At 70.2% G+C, this 14624-nt stretch carries 15 protein-coding genes and 1 tRNA gene; 11 read left to right on the top strand and 5 right to left on the bottom strand.

Translation table 11 applies throughout. The features are described 5' to 3' along the window. Window positions 1-164 precede the first annotated feature (164 nt). From MRBLWH10_RS10455 to MRBLWH10_RS10430, 6 genes are all read left to right on the top strand, one after another. A complete protein-coding gene (locus tag MRBLWH10_RS10455) occupies window positions 165-539 on the top strand; it encodes a septum formation initiator family protein (protein WP_341942587.1) in 375 nt (124 codons plus the stop codon). Between the two features lie 58 nt (window positions 540-597). Beyond that, on the top strand, window positions 598-1134 hold the full coding sequence (locus MRBLWH10_RS10450; RefSeq protein ID WP_341939801.1) for a DUF501 domain-containing protein: 537 nt from the start codon (window positions 598-600) through the stop codon (window positions 1132-1134). Continuing rightward, a complete protein-coding gene (locus MRBLWH10_RS10445) occupies window positions 1131-2423 on the top strand; it encodes a S8 family serine peptidase (protein ID WP_341939800.1) in 1293 nt (430 codons plus the stop codon). The genes MRBLWH10_RS10450 and MRBLWH10_RS10445 overlap by 4 nt, the downstream gene beginning before the upstream one ends. A gap of 38 nt (window positions 2424-2461) precedes the next feature. Next, a complete protein-coding gene (locus tag MRBLWH10_RS10440; RefSeq protein WP_105672598.1) occupies window positions 2462-3943 on the top strand; it encodes an FAD-dependent oxidoreductase in 1482 nt (493 codons plus the stop codon). A gap of 289 nt (window positions 3944-4232) precedes the next feature. Further along, the gene (locus MRBLWH10_RS10435; protein WP_341939799.1) at window positions 4233-5093 is read left to right on the top strand and encodes a cation-transporting ATPase; all 861 of its coding nucleotides are present in this window, start codon (window positions 4233-4235) and stop codon (window positions 5091-5093) included. A 70-nt stretch (window positions 5094-5163) separates the two neighbouring features. Next, window positions 5164-5892 (top strand): DedA family protein, encoded by a 729-nt coding sequence (locus MRBLWH10_RS10430; RefSeq protein ID WP_341939798.1) that lies wholly within the window; start codon window positions 5164-5166, stop codon window positions 5890-5892. Here the strand turns inward: MRBLWH10_RS10430 and MRBLWH10_RS10425 are convergent. Next, window positions 5863-5935, bottom strand: a tRNA-Leu gene (locus MRBLWH10_RS10425). The two genes, MRBLWH10_RS10430 and MRBLWH10_RS10425, sit on opposite strands and share 30 nt — an antisense overlap. Before the next feature lie 85 nt (window positions 5936-6020). Between MRBLWH10_RS10425 and MRBLWH10_RS10420 the strand changes: the two genes are divergently transcribed. The 3 genes from MRBLWH10_RS10420 to MRBLWH10_RS10410 all read left to right on the top strand — a co-directional run bounded on the left by MRBLWH10_RS10420 (window position 6021) and on the right by MRBLWH10_RS10410 (window position 9212). Continuing rightward, entirely contained in the window at window positions 6021-7256 is a 1236-nt protein-coding gene (locus MRBLWH10_RS10420) for an alanine racemase (RefSeq protein ID WP_341939797.1), read from the top strand. Then, complete coding sequence (locus MRBLWH10_RS10415) at window positions 7253-8566, top strand: D-arabinono-1,4-lactone oxidase (protein WP_105672594.1); 1314 nt, start codon at window positions 7253-7255, stop codon at window positions 8564-8566. Before MRBLWH10_RS10420 ends, MRBLWH10_RS10415 begins: the two co-directional genes overlap by 4 nt. 79 nt (window positions 8567-8645) lie before the next feature. Continuing rightward, window positions 8646-9212 carry a LemA family protein gene (locus MRBLWH10_RS10410; RefSeq protein ID WP_341939796.1) on the top strand — a complete coding sequence of 189 codons (567 nt, stop codon included), beginning with the start codon at window positions 8646-8648 and terminating at the stop codon, window positions 9210-9212. Window positions 9213-9340: 128 nt separating this feature from the next. On the opposite strand, the gene MRBLWH10_RS10405 is transcribed toward MRBLWH10_RS10410, so the two are convergent. Beyond that, window positions 9341-9814 (bottom strand): hypothetical protein, encoded by a 474-nt coding sequence (locus tag MRBLWH10_RS10405; protein WP_341939795.1) that lies wholly within the window; start codon window positions 9812-9814, stop codon window positions 9341-9343. Continuing rightward, window positions 9811-11073, bottom strand: a complete 1263-nt coding sequence (locus tag MRBLWH10_RS10400) for a crosslink repair DNA glycosylase YcaQ family protein (protein WP_341939794.1) — start codon at window positions 11071-11073, stop codon at window positions 9811-9813. The genes MRBLWH10_RS10405 and MRBLWH10_RS10400 overlap by 4 nt, the downstream gene beginning before the upstream one ends. Before the next feature lie 76 nt (window positions 11074-11149). Between MRBLWH10_RS10400 and MRBLWH10_RS10395 the strand changes: the two genes are divergently transcribed. Both MRBLWH10_RS10395 and ilvA read left to right on the top strand, forming a co-directional pair. After that, entirely contained in the window at window positions 11150-12346 is a 1197-nt protein-coding gene (locus MRBLWH10_RS10395) for an AI-2E family transporter (RefSeq protein WP_341939793.1), read from the top strand. Beyond that, window positions 12343-13572, top strand: a complete 1230-nt coding sequence (ilvA, locus tag MRBLWH10_RS10390) for a threonine ammonia-lyase (RefSeq protein WP_105672590.1) — start codon at window positions 12343-12345, stop codon at window positions 13570-13572. The genes MRBLWH10_RS10395 and ilvA overlap by 4 nt, the downstream gene beginning before the upstream one ends. A 63-nt stretch (window positions 13573-13635) precedes the next feature. Here ilvA and greA read toward each other — a convergent pair whose 3' ends face one another. Continuing rightward, complete coding sequence (greA, locus tag MRBLWH10_RS10385; RefSeq protein ID WP_341939792.1) at window positions 13636-14124, bottom strand: transcription elongation factor GreA; 489 nt, start codon at window positions 14122-14124, stop codon at window positions 13636-13638. A gap of 96 nt (window positions 14125-14220) precedes the next feature. Next, the gene (locus tag MRBLWH10_RS10380) at window positions 14221-14607 is read right to left on the bottom strand and encodes a DUF4307 domain-containing protein (protein ID WP_341939791.1); all 387 of its coding nucleotides are present in this window, start codon (window positions 14605-14607) and stop codon (window positions 14221-14223) included. Between the last annotated feature and the right edge of the window lie 17 nt (window positions 14608-14624).

Raw genomic sequence — 14624 nt, 5'->3', positions numbered from 1 at the left:
CTTCTCCGTCTCCGCGGCCGTCGACCTCCGCGCCGCGGACGGCACCAAGCGCTCGGAAGAGGCCCTCCGCGCGGACCTCTTCCTCGACAGGGGTCGCAGCAGGTCGCAGCGTCGACGTCAGGGAATGGGCCTCCGGCATCCGGCTGTCCGCCTTCTCGGTGATCATGCTCTCCCTGGTCGTCCTCGGCGCCTGGGTGCTCGTGCCGACTCTCGGCACCTTCATCGATCAGCGTCAGAAGATCGCCGCCCTGGAGTCGTCGATCCAGGTCTCGCAGGAGAAGATCTCCTCTCTCGAGGCGGAGCGCGATCGCTGGACCGACCCGGCCTACATCACCACGCAGGCCCGAGAGCGGCTGTACTACGTCAAGCCGGGCGAGATCGTGTATCTCATCGACAACGACCTCGACCCCGCGGCGCTGCCACAGGAGCAGAAGCCGGTGAGCGACACGCTCGAGGAGGATCCGGCCGACTGGATGCCGCAGATGCTGCGCACCCTGACAGCCGCCGGACTCAGCCAGACGGCCGTCCCCGCGCAGTGACGCGCCCGGAGCAGGTAGCTCCGAGCATCCTCCCGGCGGCCTCCCCTACGCTGGTGGGGTGACCACCCCGCCGTTCCCCGCACCCACGCCCGCTGAGCTCGCCGTGGTGTCCGCACAGCTGGGACGCCCCGCGCGCGGCGTCGTCGGCATCGCCGCCCGCTGCGCGTGCGGCAACCCGACCGTGGTCGCCACCACTCCGCGGCTGCCGGACGGCACCCCGTTCCCCACGTTCTACTATCTGACGCACCCCGCGGCGACCGCCGCGATGTCGACGCTCGAGGCCACGCAGGTGATGCCGGAGCTCGCAGCGCTCCTCGCCGAAGACGACGACATCGCCGCCGCGTATCTGACGGCGCACCAGGCGTATCTCGCCGATCGCGCGCAGTTCGGCGACGTGCCCGAGATCGACGGCATCTCCGCCGGCGGAATGCCCACGAGGGTCAAGTGCCTCCACGCGCTCGCGGGTCACGCTCTCGCGGCGGGCCCCGGCGTGAACCCCATCGGCGACGAGGCGCTCGCCCGCTCGACCTGGTCTCCGCAGAACTGCCGGTGCGACGACCCTGGGGCCGCTGTGCGCGAGGAACCCGTGGCATGAGCCGACGCCGGATGCTGCGCAGCGCCGTCGCGGTGGCGGTGATCGCGGCATCCGTCCTGCTCGCCGGAGCGGCGGCGACGCCCGCGCCCGTTCCCGACGACCCCTCGGATCCCGTACGGGCGACCGAGTACTGGCTCGACGGCGCACGCATCCGCGAGGCCTGGCAGACGACCCGCGGCGCCGGCGCGACGATCGCGGTGATCGACACCGGCATCGGCAAGGTCCCCGGCATCTTCGACGGCGCCGTCGCGGGCGGCACCGACGTGTCGGGCAGCGGGACCCCGGACGGACGGACCCCGATCGGCGCGATCGACGGCAACCACGGGTCCTGGGTCGCCTCCCTCGCCGCAGGGCGCGGAGCCCCCGACGGAAAGGGCATGATCGGCGTCGCGCCCGAGGCGAAACTCCTCTCGATCTCCGTCGGCTTCGGCGCATCGGCATCCGTCCCGTTCACCGAGCAGGTCGCCAAGGCGATGCGCTGGGCGGTCGACAACGGCGCCGACGTGATCAACCTGTCGTTCACGACGAACACGCTGGACTGGGACCGGAGCTGGGACGACGCGTTCCTCTACGCGTTCGAGCACGACGTGGTGGTGGTCGTCGCCGCGGGCAACCGGGGGAGCGGCACCAACATCATCGGCGCACCCGCGACCATCCCGGGGGTGCTGACGGTCGGCGGCGTCGACCAGACCGGCTCGGCGAGCGTCGAGGCGTCGACCCAGGGCATCACGATCGGCGTCGCCGCGCCCAGCGAGGGCCTGATCGGCATGTCGGCGGACGGCACGCTCGCCTCGTGGAGCGGCACCAGCGGCGCCGCTCCGATCGTCGCCGGCGTCGCCGCGCTCGTCCGGTCCGCGCATCCCGACATGTCCGCGGCCAACGTCATCAACCGCATCATCAAGACGGCGGTTCCCGCTCCCGGCATGACGAAGGCTCCCGACCCCCTCTACGGATACGGACTCCTGAACGCCGAGGGCGCGGTCACCGCCGATGTCCCCTCCGTCACGGAGAACCCCATGGGCGACCTCGCCGGATGGGTCAAGCTGTTCCGCCGCGCGCAGACCCAGCCCGCCCCGGTTCCCACCTCCACGCCGGTCGCCGTGCCGCCTCTTCCGGCGGCGGATTCGCCGACGGAACCGGGCTCTCCGCTGCTTCCCAGCGCCGATTCACTGCGCTACGGTACCCTGCCGCTCGTCGCGCTCACAGTCCCTGGTATCCTGATAGCGCTTGGCGTCACCGCAGCTGCCCGGCGCATCCGATCGGCGCGCGCTCGCACGCCACATTCCTGACTCCGAGGAGTTGTCCCCCTGTGCCTCAGAACAGCACTGTGCCCAAGATTCTGATCGTCGGCGGCGGCTACGCAGGCTTCTACACGGCGTGGAAGCTGGAGAAGCACCTTCGCAAGGGCGAAGCCGACGTGACCATGGTCGACCCGCTGCCGTACATGACGTACCAGCCGTTCCTCCCCGAGGTCGCCGCGGGCTCGATCGAGGCACGCCACTCGGTCGTGGCTCACCGTCGTCACCTGAAGCGCACGAACGTCCTCACCGCCAAGGTGACGAACATCGACCACGCCAACAAGGTCGCCACGATCACCCCGCCGCTCGGCGAGCCGTACGAGTTCGCGTACGACCAGATCGTCGTCACTGCGGGCGCCGTGTCGCGCACGTTCCCGATCCCCGGCATCGCCGACAACGCGATCGGCCTCAAGACGATCGAAGAGGCCGTCGCGATCCGCGACCGCGTGATGTCCAACTTCGACAAGGCCGCGTCGCTGCCCGCAGGGCCCGAGCGCGACCGTCTCCTCACGGTCGTCGTCGTCGGCGGCGGCTTCGCCGGCATCGAGGTGTTCGCAGAGCTCCGTTCGCTGGCCTCGTCCCTGGTGGGCAAGTACCCGCAGCTGAGCTTCGACGACACGCACTTCCACCTCATCGAGGCGATGGGCCGCATCATGCCCGAGGTCTCACTGCAGACGAGCGAGTGGGTGCTCAAGGACCTCGCCAAGCGCGGTGCCAACGTGCACCTCGACACGCAGCTCACGAGCGCGGTCGACGGCAACGTCGAGCTCTCGACGGGCGAGGTCATCCCGACCGACGTCATCGTCTGGACCGCCGGCGTCATGGCCAACCCGACCGTCGTGCGCGGCGGAGACCTTCCGGTCGAGGAGCGCGGTCGCATCCAGACCCGCGCCGATCTGCGCGTCGGAACCCCGGAGGCCTTCGTCGAAGGCGCCTGGGCCGCCGGTGACGTCTCGGCCGTTCCCGACCTGTCCGGTGGCGGCGTCGGCGGCTTCTGCGTGCCGAACGCCCAGCACGCCGTGCGCCAGGCCAAGCTCCTCGCGAAGAACCTCGTCGCCGTGCTGCGCGGAGAGGACCCGAAGGAGTACTTCCACAAGAACCTGGGCGCCGTCGCCGGCCTCGGTCTCTACAACGGCGTGTTCCAGTCCGGCAAGCTCGCCCTCAAGGGCTTCGTGGCGTGGGTCGCGCACCGCGGCTACCACGGTCTCGCGATGCCCACGTGGGAGCGCAAGTGGCGAGTCCTCTGGGGCTGGTGGAACAACCTGTGGCTGGGTCGTGACCTCGTGAACCTCGAGACGGTCCAGAACCCGCGCTACGTCTTCGAAGAGTTCGCCGCTCGTCCGCGTCCGGCGGCCGATGCAGCCGCTCCGGCGGCCGCGAAGACCGCGCCCGCCGCCAAGGCATCCGCAGCCGACAAGGCCGCTGCAGACAAGGCCGAGGTCGCCGAGAAGGCTCCGGCGAAGAAGGCCGCTGCGAAGAAGCCCGCCGCCGAGAAGGTCGCCGCCAAGTAGTCCGCCTCGTCTCGCACGAAAGGCCCTTCCCGCTCGGGGAGGGCCTTTCGCGTTCCCTCGTGGCTCGGAGGAGAGGCATAGCTCCGCCGGATAGTCTCGGGCGAGCAAGGGGAGTACTCCCGTCTGCGGCGCAGTCGTCACTACGGACATGTCATCGTGTCCCGGCCCGCCGGCCCGTGAGGGTGGAGGAGACCTTGGCGTCCGCCTGGCGGACCGCCGTGGTACCCCTGCCGTCGTCCCGACGTGGTGGCTCCCCGCCGGTCCGCTTCGCTCCACGAAGGGATCACTCATGGGAAAGCTCTCCCGTCTCCTCGGCCTGGCCACGGAGGCCCTCGACAAGACCACCGGTTCGACACGCGGTGAACACGGCGGTGCGTCCCGCTCGACCGAGTGGGGCGACCTGGGGCGTCGGGCCGCCGACGTCGTGCGGGAGTCGTCCGAGCCCTCTTCCCATCGGCCCGCACCCCAGGAGGCGCGTCCAGCGTCCGCCGACCGGTACTCGCCCCCGCCGGCCGGTGTGCCGACGACCTCCGGGCGGGCGAGTTCTGCGGCCTCGGTCTCCGAGTCGGATCGAGCGGCGATCGCCCGCTACGACTACCTTCTCCGCACGGCCGACCCCGAGCAGGTCGAGAGGATCCACCGCGACGCCTTCGCGCGGCTGACCCCGCAGCAGCGCGAGCACGTCGCCGCGCGGATGCGCGAGGAGCTCCCGCCGGGCGAGCGTCCGCGCTCTTCCTCGTCGGAGGATCTGTCGCGCGCCGCCGGCCGTGCAGAGGCCATGAACCCCGGCCGCATGCGCGGGCTCCTCTCGCGTGTCCGCGGTGGGGGCGCCGGGGGCGCGGCGCTCGCGGGAGGCGCCGCGGTCGGCGTGCTCGGGGTGGTCGCCGGTGGCGCCGTGCTCAGCACCGTCGCCGCTCCGCTCCTGGACCAGGCCGCGGGCTTCGGCGTCGACTTCGAGTCGCTCGCCGCCGGTCTGGACGTCGAGGCGCTCGCCGGCGGGTTCGATGTCGAGTCGCTCACGGGCGGCGCGGAGGACCTCGCAGGCTCGGTCGGAGACACGGTGTCCGGTCTCGGCGAGACGGCCTCGGGATGGGGAGAGCAGCTGGGGAACCTCGGCATCCCGGGTATCGGCGACCTGTTCGGCAGATGAACGCCCGAAAGGATGACTCAGCCGAGCCTTCTCCGATATCCGCACAGCCCCTGACAGAGACGAGCCCTTGATGAGCCCCGCCGCTGCCGTCGCGACAGCCGCCGAACACGGTTTCACCGGACTGACCGGTTTCGCCGCCGATGTCCTCACCGCCCTCGGCGACGTCGGGGTGGGGGTGCTGGTGTTCATGGAGGTGCTGATCCCTCCCATCCCGAGCGAGGTGATCCTGCCGTTCGCGGGATACCTGAGCCAGAGCGGCGAGCTGCACCTCGGCTGGCTCATCTTCTGGAGCACGCTCGCGTCGTGGATCGGCGCTCTGCTGCTCTACGGAATCGGACGCGCCATCGGGATGGAGCGCGCCGTGCGATTCCTCGCGGCGACGCGACTGGTCAGCAGATCCGACCTCGACCGCGGCGTGCACTGGTTCGCGCGCAGCGGCGGGTGGACGGTCCTGGTCGGCCGGATGGTCCCCGGTGTTCGGAGCCTGATCTCGATACCGGCCGGTGCCTCGCGCATGGGGCTGGTGCGCTTCAGCGTGTACACGATCGTCGGCAGCGGTCTCTGGAATGCGATGCTCATCGGCGTCGGAGCCGCCCTCGGCACGCAGCACGAGAAGCTCGAGAGCTACCTCGGATACCTCGACTACGTCGTGTACGCCGCGATCGCCGTGGCGTTCGTCGTGCTGGTCCTCCGCAGGGTCCGGGAGTCGAGAGCCCAGGCCACAGCACTCGCCGATGCTGCCGTGCTCGACGCCGCGGGGGAGCGAGAGTACCCCCGGTCGGACTCGAACCGACACTGAAGCGATTTTAAGTCGCCTGCCTCTGCCATTGGGCTACGGGGGCCCGTCGCCAGCCTACAAGCGCGACCGGGGTGCGACCGGGTTCCCGATTCTGTGAATCCGAGTCCGAGAAGCCGTAGGGTGGGGGAGTGCTCGACCTCACCGAAGAACTGAGCCCCACACCGGTCGCGCCCGAGTGGGAGGAACCCGCCCGATACTGGCCACGGCTCTCCGCGGCCACCGGACATCTGCCGGCGCCCGTCGCCGTGATCGACCGAGAGGCGCTGCGCCACAACGCGCTCGATCTCCTCGTGCGCTCGGGTGGTCTGCCGATCCGCGTCGCCTCCAAGTCGGTGCGCGTGCGCGCGGTTCTCGACGCGGTGCTGGCGCTTCCGGGGTTCCACGGGATCCTGGCGTTCACACTGCCGGAGGCCCTCTGGCTCGCCGACACGCACGACGACATCGTGCTCGGCTATCCGACCGTCGACCGCGCGGCGCTGCAGCGACTGTTCGCCGACGAGCAGGCCGCCGCGCGCATCACCCTCATGATCGATGACCCGGTGCACCTCGATGTCATCGACAGCGTCGCAGGACCCGGGAACCGTCCGGAGATCAGGGTCGCGATCGACGTCGACGCCTCGCTGCGCTCACCGCTGCTCGGGCACATCGGCGTGCGCCGCTCCGGACTGTTCACCGCCGGCGAGGTCGCCGCGTTCGCTCGCAAGGTCGTCGCCCGTCCGGGCTTCCGGCTGGTGGGGCTGCAGATGTACGACGCTCAGATCGCCGGTCAGGGAGACGCCGCAGGGCCGGATGCTCCGCTCATCCGCGCGGTGCAGGCGCGGTCCCGATCGGAGCTCCGCGAGCGCAGGGCGGAGATCGTCGCCGCGACCGCTCCCATCACGCCGCTCGAGTTCCTCAACGGCGGCGGCACCGGCTCGCTGGAGTTCACGGGCAGCGACGAGTCGCTCACGGAGGCGAGTGCGGGCAGCGGTCTGCTCGGCGGGCACCTGTTCGACGGCTACCGCTCCTTCCGCCCCGCCCCGGCGGCAGCCTTCGCCTTCGACGTGGTGCGCAGGCCGACCGCCGACATCGCGACGGTGCTGGGCGGCGGATGGATCGCCTCCGGGCCGCCCGTGGCGTCTCGCCAGCCGCTTCCCGTCTGGCCGGAAGGTCTGCGCACGATGCCGCGCGAGGCCGCGGGAGAGGTGCAGACACCGCTGCAGGGGAGAGCGGCGACGACTCTCGGCGTCGGCGACCGCGTCTGGTTCCGCCACTCCAAGAGCGGAGAAGCCGCGGAGCGCATCGACGCGTACCACCTCGTCTCCGGCGACGAGATCATCGACGAGCTGCCCACGTACCGGGGTGAGGGAAAGGCGTTCCTGTGACGAGAATCGGCGGCACCTGGCAGAACTGGGCGCGCTCGGCATCCGTGAAGCCCCTCAGAGTGGAGCGTCCGCGCTCTCCCGAGGGAGTGCAGCGCGCGGTGACCGCTGCGGTCTCGCAGGGCCTGACGGTGAAGGCGGTGGGGGCAGGACACAGCTTCACCGGCATCGCCGTCGCTCCCGGCGTGCTGCTGGAGCTCGACGACCTGCAGGGACTGGTGTCGGCGGATGCCGCGACCGGTCGGGTGACGCTGCTCGCGGGCACCAGACTGCACCGGATTCCCGCGCTGCTCGCGCCCTACGGACTCGCGATGCAGAACCTGGGGGACATCGACCGGCAGTCGATCTCCGGAGCCATCTCGACCGGCACCCATGGAACCGGCGTCGGATACGGCGGACTCGCCACCCAGGTGGTCGGCGTCACGATGATCACCGCCGCCGGAGAGTTCCTCCGCATCGACGAGCAGCAGAACGCCGAGATGCTCCCCGCCGTGGCCCTCGGGCTCGGCGCACTCGGCATCCTCGTCGAGGTCACTCTGCAGTGCGTGCCCGCGTTCGTCATGACCGCGATCGACGAGCCGGCTCCGCTGGACGACGTGCTCGCCACGATCGACGAGCGCGCCGCCTCATCCGATCACTTCGAGTTCTACTGGTTCCCCCACACGGACGTCGCCCTCACCAAGAGGCAGACGCGGCTTCCCGAGTCGACGCGCCGTGAGCCGCTCCCTCCCGTCGGGCGGTGGATCGACGAGACCCTGCTCTCCAACGGCGTGTATCGCGTGGTCTGCGCGGCCGGTCAGGCCGTGCCCTCGATCACGCCGCCGTTCAGCAGGCTCGCGGTGAAGCTCACGGGCGACCGCACGTACACCGATCTCTCGCACCGCGTGCTCACGCAGAGCCGCACGGTGCGCTTCCGCGAGATGGAGTACGCGCTGCCGGTCGAGAACGTCGTTCCGGCCTTCCGCGCCGTGCAGGAGCTGATCCGGGAGCGCGGATGGCGGATCGAGTTCCCCATCGAGGTGCGCTTCGCTCAGGAGGACGACCGCTGGCTGTCGACCGCCCACGGACGCGCGTCCGGCTACATCGCCGTGCACCGCTACTGGCGCGCCGACCCGACGCCGTACTTCGAGGCGGTCGAGCAGATCATGGTCGAGTACGGAGGGCGTCCGCACTGGGGCAAGCTGCACACGCGCACCGCGGATCAGCTGCGCGAGAGCTACCCGCGATTCGACGACTTCACGGCCCTGCGTGACCGACTCGACCCCGAGCGGCGCTTCGCCAACCGCTACCTCGACCGCGTGCTCGGCGCCTGACCCCACCGCGCGGCGTACCCAGTCGACGCGCAGAGAGCGTCGATAGGATGGGGACAAAACGAGGAAGGGTGGGGCTCTGATGGAATGGCTCGTGCCGGTACTGATCATCGTCGGTCTGGTTCTGCTCATCGGAATCTATCTCTGGGCGACGTACAACTCGCTGGTGCAGCTCAACGTCCGCGTCGATGAGGCATGGAGCGGCATCACGGTGCAGCTCAAGAGACGCGCGGATCTCATCCCCAACCTCATCGAGACCGTCAAGGGCTACGCGTCTCACGAGAAGGCCGTCTTCGAGAACGTCACCCGTGCGCGTGCGGAGACGCTGTCGGCGGGCGGGCCGGGCGAAGCCGGCATCGCCGAGGGCCACCTGCAGCAGGCGCTGCGCAGCCTGTTCGCGGTCGCCGAGGCGTACCCGCAGCTGCAGGCCAGCCAGAACTTCCTCCAGGTGCAGCAGTCGCTCGTCGACACGGAAGACAAGATCCAGGCCGCGCGACGCTTCTACAACGGCGGGGTGCGCGAGCTGAACACCAAGATCAAGGTGTTCCCGAACAACCTCTTCGCCAAGGGGCTCGGCTTCACCGAGCGCGAGTTCTTCGAGGTGGCCGACAGGGGAGCGATCTCCGAGCCTCCGCGCGTGCAGTTCTGACGCCTCGCTGGAATCTGACGTCTCACCAGACTGTGGTGCTTCACGGGGCCTTGGCGCCTCACGGCGCGGTGTCGTCCCGCCGGATCTGACGGCTCACCAGACTGCGGTGCCGTGCGGCATCCGACGTCTCACCACACGGAGAGGTCGACCGCGCTGTCGGTGACCTTCGCGTCGCCGCGCACCGCCCAGTCGTCTGTGCGATAGGTCTCGGTGCGCGCGGCACCGTCCTGCCCGGTTCCGCTGACCGTCGCGACGAGCGCTCCGCCGCTCGCCGTGAAGGAGTCTCCGTCCAGCACCAGCGACGGCAGCTTCTCGACGCGATAGCGGATGCTGCTCACCGTGGAGAACTCGGTGCCCCAGGGGATGCGGATGCCGCAGTGCTCCGGTGGTTCGCTCGCCGTGCTGTCGGCGCACGCCGTGAGCAGGTCGTCGAGCGCGGCCTGGGCCCGCTCGGCGGCAGGGGCGGCCGTGGTCGCCACGGGGCTCGGGGTGGGTCGAGCCGCGGGCGGAGCGCTCGCCGCCAGCCAGATCCACGCCGCGGCGGCCGCGGTCACCAGGACCGCGACGACGGCGCCGATGATCCACCCCGCCCGTCTGCTCACGCAGCGCTCTCCCTGGCGTGCACGTGGCGCGTCACCGAGGCGTCACCTCTCGCATCGAGCTCCCTGTGCAGGGCGTCGGCGGCCGTTCCCCAGCCCGACACCGACACGTGCTCCAAGCCCTGCCATGAGGCCGCGAGGGCGAGCTCGGCCGCGATGCGCTCCGCGTCTTCCGCTGGCCGGGCCTGCGGCTCCCACCAGGCCGACTGCACCTGCAGCGTCGAGGCGGCGCGATCGGCCTTGAGATCGACGCGAGCGACGATCCTGTCTCCGACGAGCACGGGCAGGGAGTAGTACCCGAAGCGTCGTTTCTCGGCCGGTACGTAGATCTCGATCCGGTAGTCGAGGTCGAACGCCCGCAGAGCCCTGTCCCGGAACCATACGACCGGGTCGAACGGCGTCAGCAGCGCCGCGGCATCCACCTTCCGCGGCAGGACGGCGTCGGCATGGCGCCACGCGGGGAGCGGGCGCCCCTGCCGCTCCCACCCCTTCACGTGCACGGGCACCAGCTCACCGGCATCCGTCAGGTCGGCGATCGCGGTGCTGATCGCGGACCGATCACGGATGCGGTAGTAGTCGGCGAGGTCGGACGCCGTCGCGATTCCGGAGGAGCGGGCGGCGCGACGCGTGAGCTCGCGGATCGCGTCGGGCACCGCGATCTCCTGCGACAGGATGCCCGCTGGCACGACCTGCTCGGCCAGCGCGTAGGTGCGCTCGAAGCCCTTGCGACCGCTGATCGCGACGTCGCCGGTGCGCCAGAGGTGCTCGAGGGCGAGCTTCACCTCGTCCCAGTCCCACCAGGTGCCGCGTTCGCGCGGAGCGTCGGCCCTGATGTCGGCCGGCCGCAGCGGACCGCGTGCCCGCAGCTCGTCCTGCACCCACGCGAGCGTGCGGGCATTGCCGGCGGCCCAGGAATCGGGGTTCGAGAGCCGCTTCCGGAAGTACTCGCGGCGGAAGCGCCACAGCGGCCAGTCCTCGATCGGCATGAAGGTCGCCTCGTGAGCGAGGTACTCGACGTAGTGGGTCGTGCGAGAAAGGAAGACCCGATCGAGCAGCGCCGGATCGTACGCCCCGAGTCGAGAGAACAGCGGCATGTAGTGCGACCGTGCGAACACGTTGACCGAGTCGATCTGCAGCACGCCGAGCCGCCCCATGACGGTATGCAGGTGGCGGGCGGAGACGGATGCGGGGCGCGAGCGCGTGAAGCCCTGCGCGGCGAGAGCGATCCGTCTGGCCTGGGCGGCGCTGAGGGTGTCTGTCACGTCGCCAGCGTAACGCCGGCTGCCGACACCGGCCGCTCCGGCGTTCGCCGACGCCTGATCCCCGTAGACTTGGGCGATGAGTGAAGAGCAGCGTCCGAGGCTGAGGGATCTCTTCCGCCCGCGCCCGGTCTCGACCGACCGCACCGTCATCACAGAGGCCGACGAGGCCGTTCCGATCGGGTTGCGCATCACGGCGGGCTTCGCCTGGCGCATCCTGCTGATCGCGGCCGTGGTCGCCGGGTTCATCTGGATCGTCATCCAGCTGAAGCTCCTGGTGATCCCGCTCATGGTCGGCATCCTCGTCACCGCCCTGCTCTGGCCGGCTTTCGAATGGATGCTGCGTAAGGGATTCCCCCGCTGGGCGGCGGTGGCCACCTCGCTCGTGGGCACTCTCGGCATCGTCGCGGCCCTCATCACGCTGGTGGTCTGGCAGATCCGCACCCAGCTTCAGGACGTGCAGGATCGCAGCGCCCAGGCGGTCGACGATCTCCAGAAGTTCCTGATGGGCGATCCGCTGAACCTCACCCAGAAGCAGATCGACGGCTATCTCGATCAGGCCCGGGGCTTCTTCAACGACCAGGCCGATCTGCTGCTCAACGGCGCACTCACGGTCGGCACGACCGCCGCGCACGTCGTCACCGGCGCCGTGCTGGCGCTGTTCATCCTGATCTGCCTGCTCGCCGACGGCGGGGGCATCTGGAAGTGGACGCTGCGGCTCTTCCCGCGAGCCGCTCGCCCCGCCGCGGACGGCGCCGCCCGCAACGGGTGGGCGACGATCGTCAACTACGCCCGCACGCAGCTCTTCGTCGCCGCCATCGACGCCGTGGGCATCGGGCTCGGAGCGCTGCTGCTCGGCGTCCCGCTCGCGATCCCCGTCGCCGTGCTGGTGTTCCTCGGCTCGTTCGTGCCGATCGTCGGAGCGGTCGTCACGGGTGCGATCGCCGTCCTGCTCGCCCTCGTCTACAACGGACCGTGGATCGCCCTGGCTATGCTCGGCGTCGTGCTCCTCGTCCAGCAGGTCGAGGGCCACATCCTGCAGCCGATCATGATGGGCTCCGCGGTGAAGGTGCACCCGCTCGCGGTCGTGCTCGTCGTCGCCGGCGGGTCGATGATCGGCGGCATCCCCGGGGCGCTGTTCGCGGTTCCCCTCGCGGCGTTCGTCAACGTCGCGGCCGTCACCGTCAGCACCGGGTCCTGGCGCACCGGCGCCCAGCCCGATGCGGACCTTATCTGGAGTACAGTCCCGCGGCAGCGGAGAAGGAGCAATCGATGAGCGCAGTCCCCAGCCTGACCGAGTTCGAGCACGCGGCTCAGAGCCTGGCTGAGGTGATTTCGCACACGCCGACGCTGCCGTCCCGTGCGCTGTCGGACATTCTGGGCGCGCCCGTGCTGCTGAAGATGGAGAACCTGCAGCGCACCGGATCCTTCAAGATCCGCGGGGCCGCCTACCGGCTGTCGCGGCTGAGTCCTGAGGAGCGCGCACGCGGCGTCGTGGCGGCATCCGCCGGCAATCACGCCCAGGGTGTCGCTCTGGCCGCGCAGTCGCTCGGCATCCCCGCCACGATCTTCATGCCCCTGGGCGTTCCCGTCCCCAAGCTGCTCGCGACCAGGGGCTACGGCGCCGACGTCGTGCTGGAGGGGGAGACGGTCGCGACCTCGCTCCGTCTTGCGGCGGAGTTCGCCGAACGCACCGGCGCCGTGCTGATCCACCCCTTCGACCACCGTGACATCGTGATCGGCCAGGGCACGCTCGGACTCGAGCTCCTCGAAGACGCTCCCGAGGTCGACACCATCCTCCTCGGCATCGGCGGGGGCGGCCTGATCGCCGGCGTCGCCGCCGCGGTCAAGGCCCGTGCCGCCGAGCTCGGACGCACGGTGCGCATCATCGGCGTCCAGGCCGAGAACGCGGCCGCGATCCCGCCGTCGCTCGTGGCCGGACACCCCGTCGACATCGAGACACGGCCCACGATCGCCGACGGCATCCTCGTGGCGCGCCCAGGGGCGATCCCGTTCGACATCATCAAAGACCTCGTCGACGAGGTGGTGACCGTCACGGATGACGACCTGGCGCGTGCGATCCTCGTGCTGCTCGAGCAGGCGAAGGTCGTCGCGGAGCCCGCCGGAGCCGCAGGAGTGGCGGCGATCCTCGCCGGCAAGGTCACGGCGACCGGCACGACCATGGCGGTGATCTCCGGGGGCAACATCGATCCGCTGCTGCTGCAACGCGTCGTGTCGCACGGGCTCGCGGCATCCGGCCGGTACCTCACCATCCGCATTCCTCTGCCCGACCGGCCCGGTCAGCTCGCCCGCGTGTCGGAGCTCATCGCCGAGGCCGGAGCCAACGTCATCGAGGCGATGCACACCCGGCACGGGCACGGCCTGCAGATCAGCGAGGTGTTCCTCGAGCTCAGCGTCGAGACGCGTGGCGCGGAGCACTCCGAGCACACGCTCGACACGCTGCGCCGTGCCGGCTTCGAGCCCATCGTCGTCCCCGACTGAGCGCATCACACGAAGAAGCCCCGTCCGTGAGGACGGGGCTTCTTCGTGTGATGCGGGACGCGATCAGCCCGTGTAGGTCTCGACGTCCACGATCTCGACCGAGATCGAGCGGCCGTTCGGCGCCTCGTACGACGACTTCTCGCCGACCTTGAGGCCGAGGATCGCCTGTCCGAGGGGGCTCGCCTCGCTGTACACGTCGAGGTCGCTGCCCACCGCGATCTCGCGGCTGCCGAGGAGGAAGACCTCTTCGCCGCCGGCGACGATCGCGGTGACGACGGTGCCCGGCTCGACGATGCCGCGGCTCGCGGGAGCCTCGCCGACCTTCGCGGTCTTGAGGAGGTTCTCCAGCGTGCGGATGCGCGCCTCCTGCTTGCCCTGCTCGTCCTTGGCGGCGTGGTATCCGCCGTTCTCCTTGAGGTCGCCCTCTTCGCGTGCGGCCTCGATGCGCTTGGCGATCTCGTCGCGGCCGGTGGTGGACAGGTGCTCCAGCTCAGCGACGAGCCGGTCGTATGCTTCCTGCGTGAGGAAGGGAACCTGAGCATCGGTAGACATGACGAAGCTCCTTCGTTCGGTATCCCGGCCGCACCTGCGGGGGATATGCCAAGACGCCCCGGCACGGTGCCAGGGCGTCGTCTGTCTGCGTCGAGTCTAGGCGACCCAGCAGGTGTTCACCAAACCTGTGGTGGCCGCCGACACGGTCGGCACGGTGGCGGACAGCGCCTGGGAATGCTCGTCCCCTGCGGGGATCTCCACGACCTTCCAGCCCACGACGCCGAACTCCTCGTCGAGCGCCTCGACGATGCAGGTGACGGCTTTGCCCTGCACTCCGGTGAGCTGGAACCGCACGTTCACGCTGTGCTGGTCGACGAGGTCGAAGCCCAGATCGTCGGCATCCACCGACTGCATCTCGCGTACAGCGGTCATCCATCCGAACGCGCCGACCGCGAGGACGGCGACGACGATCGCGATGATCCACGGCATCCGCTTCCTGCGGGTGCGGCCATAGCGTTCGTCGAGCTCTTGTGCGGTCGTCACGGGTGGGGTCTTCCGGT

Origin of the sequence: Microbacterium sp. LWH10-1.2 (assembly GCF_038397765.1) — a bacterium.
Lineage (GTDB): Bacteria > Actinomycetota > Actinomycetes > Actinomycetales > Microbacteriaceae > Microbacterium > Microbacterium natoriense.
The sequence above is the reverse complement of the archived record's forward strand: the minus strand, read 5'-3'. Positions and strand labels throughout refer to the sequence as shown.

What these genes read in the sequence shown, in the direction of transcription:
- MRBLWH10_RS10435 (WP_341939799.1), top strand. Translation starts at nt 4,233, where the DNA reads ATGGGAAAGCTCTCCCGTCTCCTCGGCCTGGCCACGGAGGCCCTCGAC.
- MRBLWH10_RS10445 (WP_341939800.1), top strand. Translation starts at nt 1,131, where the DNA reads ATGAGCCGACGCCGGATGCTGCGCAGCGCCGTCGCGGTGGCGGTGATC.
- MRBLWH10_RS10410 (WP_341939796.1), top strand. Translation starts at nt 8,646, where the DNA reads ATGGAATGGCTCGTGCCGGTACTGATCATCGTCGGTCTGGTTCTGCTC.
- MRBLWH10_RS10430 (WP_341939798.1), top strand. Translation starts at nt 5,164, where the DNA reads ATGAGCCCCGCCGCTGCCGTCGCGACAGCCGCCGAACACGGTTTCACC.
- ilvA (WP_105672590.1), top strand. Translation starts at nt 12,343, where the DNA reads ATGAGCGCAGTCCCCAGCCTGACCGAGTTCGAGCACGCGGCTCAGAGC.
- MRBLWH10_RS10395 (WP_341939793.1), top strand. Translation starts at nt 11,150, where the DNA reads ATGAGTGAAGAGCAGCGTCCGAGGCTGAGGGATCTCTTCCGCCCGCGC.
- MRBLWH10_RS10455 (WP_341942587.1), top strand. Translation starts at nt 165, where the DNA reads ATGCTCTCCCTGGTCGTCCTCGGCGCCTGGGTGCTCGTGCCGACTCTC.
- greA (WP_341939792.1), bottom strand. Translation starts at nt 14,124, where the DNA reads ATGTCTACCGATGCTCAGGTTCCCTTCCTCACGCAGGAAGCATACGAC.